The 2,493-nt window shown below is 62.0% G+C and carries 1 protein-coding gene and 2 pseudogenes; 1 reads left to right on the top strand and 2 read right to left on the bottom strand.

What is annotated here, in order from left to right; genetic code table 11:
- A pseudogene (locus QMG72_RS17720) lies at window positions 1–289 on the bottom strand (IS30 family transposase); the annotation flags it as partial.
- A 238-nt stretch (window positions 290–527) separates the two neighbouring features.
- Here QMG72_RS17720 and QMG72_RS17715 point away from each other — a divergent pair.
- Entirely contained in the window at window positions 528–1,700 is a 1,173-nt protein-coding gene (locus QMG72_RS17715) for an IS110 family RNA-guided transposase (protein ID WP_226774816.1), read from the top strand.
- 44 nt (window positions 1,701–1,744) lie between these two features.
- Here QMG72_RS17715 and QMG72_RS17905 read toward each other — a convergent pair.
- Window positions 1,745–2,471: pseudogene (locus QMG72_RS17905) on the bottom strand (IS30 family transposase); the annotation flags it as partial.
- Window positions 2,472–2,493: the final 22 nt, after the last annotated feature.

The raw sequence follows: 2,493 nt of genomic DNA, 5'->3' as shown, positions 1-2,493 counted from the left end.
TGTTTTCGTTGATGCCGCGCTGCCAGGGCGAGTGTGGGTCGCAGAAGTAGATGTCGAGGCCGGTGTCGATCTTCACGGTTTTCCAGTCCTGCATCTCGATGCCTTGGTCCCAGGTCAGGGAATGCCGCAGCGACTCGGGGAGTGTCTTGATTTTCGCGGTCAGTGCATCACGCATCTGCTCGGCCTTGTACCCGTCCGGCAGGTGTACGAGCATCGTGTAATTAGTGGTCCGCTCGACCAGCGTTCCAATCGCGGACTGATTCCCTTTGCCGATGATGAGATCGCCCTCCTTACGATTTTGTTGTGGGTGATTTCGGAGCTGTCGTAGTGTTTGGATCACCCTCGGGTGGCGGGTATGGCCCAGATCTCCCTGCCGCTTGGACGGCTCACTGGGAATGGCCGCCCGCTGCCCGCCGATGACTCGACCGCTGATTGAGACTTACGACATTGATCGTTGGGTAAGGACGTGCCGGCGTGGTTATCGACAGGGACCAACAAATTGGAGCTGATCGAAGGGACCGAAAGACATGCCGGACGTGTGGGCAGGAATCGACTCGGGCAAGAGCGCCCATCATTGCGTTGTGATCGATCAGTCCGGGACGGTGCTGCTGTCGAGACGGGTTGAGAATGACGAAACCGCGCTGCTCGAGCTCATCGCCGCGGTCGCGGAGAGCGCGGCCGGTGGTGAGATCTGCTGGGCTACGGATCTAAACGCCGGCGGCGCAGCGCTCCTGATAGAGCTGCTGGCAGCACACGCTCAGCACCTGCTCTATATCCCTGGGCGGATCGTGCATCACGCCGCAGCGACGTATCGTGGGGATGGAAAGACCGACGCGAAAGATGCCAGGATCATCGCGGATCAGGCACGCATGCGCACCGACCTGCAACCCGTTCGCAGTGCGGACCAGATCAGTGTGGACCTGCGGATGCTCACTGCCCGCCGCACCGATTTGGTCTGTGACCGTGTCCGGGCGATCAACCGGCTCCGGGCCACCTTGTTGGAATACTTCCCCGCACTCGAGCGGGCCTTCGACTACTCCAAGAAGGCTCCTCTGACCCTTCTGAGCGGCTACCAGACCCCTGAGGGTATCCGCCGGATGGGACTGGCCCGACTCGCCGGATGGCTCAGGAAACGCGGCTGTCGGAATAGCGCCAAGATGGCTGAAAAAGCCGTAGCCGCCGCGAATGCCCAGTCCACCGTCCTGCGAGCCCAGTCCATGGGCTCGGCCCTCGTGGTCCGGCTGGCCGAGCAGATCCACGCAACCGATGTAGAGATCGCCGATGTTGATGCCCAGATCACGGATCTCTTCGGGCAGCACGACAGCGCCGATGTTTTGCTGAGTATGCCAGGATTCGGACCTGTACTCGCCGCAACCTTTCTCGCGAACATCGGCGGCAACCTGGACGGATTCGACTCTGTAGACCGGCTCGCCAGCGTCGCCGGCCTGGCTCCGGTCCCACGTGATTCGGGACGGATCAGCGGAAACTTGCACCGGCCGCGCCGCTTCAACCGCAGACTCCTCCGAACCTGTTACCTCGCCGCGCTCTCAAGCCTGAAAAACAGCCCCGCCTCCAGAACCTACTACGACCGGAAACGCGACGAGGGAAAGTCCCACAAACAGGCGCTCATCGCACTCGCCCGACGCCGCATCAACGTCATCTGGGCCATGCTCCGCGACCACACCGAATACCGTGAGTGAGACGGCCCCCACCATTTGCGTCCAGGCTGCTTGACAACAGCATTGAGATTCCCAATGCCCGGGCACGGCCCGGTCCTGAACTTCGGGGGGACGTTCGGAAATGTTGATCATTCCGGGGACCCGGTTCTTCCGCTGGCCGGCCTTCCTGCAGGGCTGCATGACCGCCCGCCCGGTGCGTAGACACGCGGCCAGATCACGGTTCAGAGCTCCGCGGGACTGAACGTAGAGGGACTGGTAAATGGTCTCAGGTGACACCCGCATCTCCGGCTCATCGGGGAACTCAACCCGCAGGCGTCCTGCGATCTGCTCAGCCGAATACTTCTTTTTCAGGTCCTCCTCCACCTTCGCACGCAACACCGTGTTCGTGTGCAGTTTCGCTGGTTTCGGACGCGAGGCCCGCTCATAGGCCAGTGCGTGCGCTGAGGTCCCCCGGTAGGGCATTCCTGCCACCGAGTTGCGCCGCAACTCCCTGGAAACCGTGGAGGCCGCTCTGCCGACCACGGCTCCGATCTGCCGCAGAGATTGTCCCTGGGCGCGCAGTATTGCGATCTCCTCGCGCTGGGCGAAAGTCAGGCAACGGCCCTTCAGATCACGGCCCCGCCGGGGCCTGACACCACCGGCCTCGGCCAAGACCCTACGCCCGGTACGCCGGCTCGTATTGATCGGAACCACGGCATCGGTGATGAAATCACCCGCCTGCATCCCGGCCCAAAAAACCTGCAAGAGATCAGGCCTCAAATGAATTGAATACCCCGCCATAACAACACCCATCCGCTAAGTGTTGCAATCACCG

Origin of the sequence: Pseudarthrobacter sp. PH31-O2, from assembly GCF_030063265.1 — a bacterium.
GTDB lineage: Bacteria > Actinomycetota > Actinomycetes > Actinomycetales > Micrococcaceae > Arthrobacter.
This window is presented reverse-complemented; position numbering and strand designations above follow the sequence as displayed.

What these genes read in the sequence shown, in the direction of transcription:
- QMG72_RS17715 (WP_226774816.1), top strand. Translation starts at nt 528, where the DNA reads ATGCCGGACGTGTGGGCAGGAATCGACTCGGGCAAGAGCGCCCATCAT.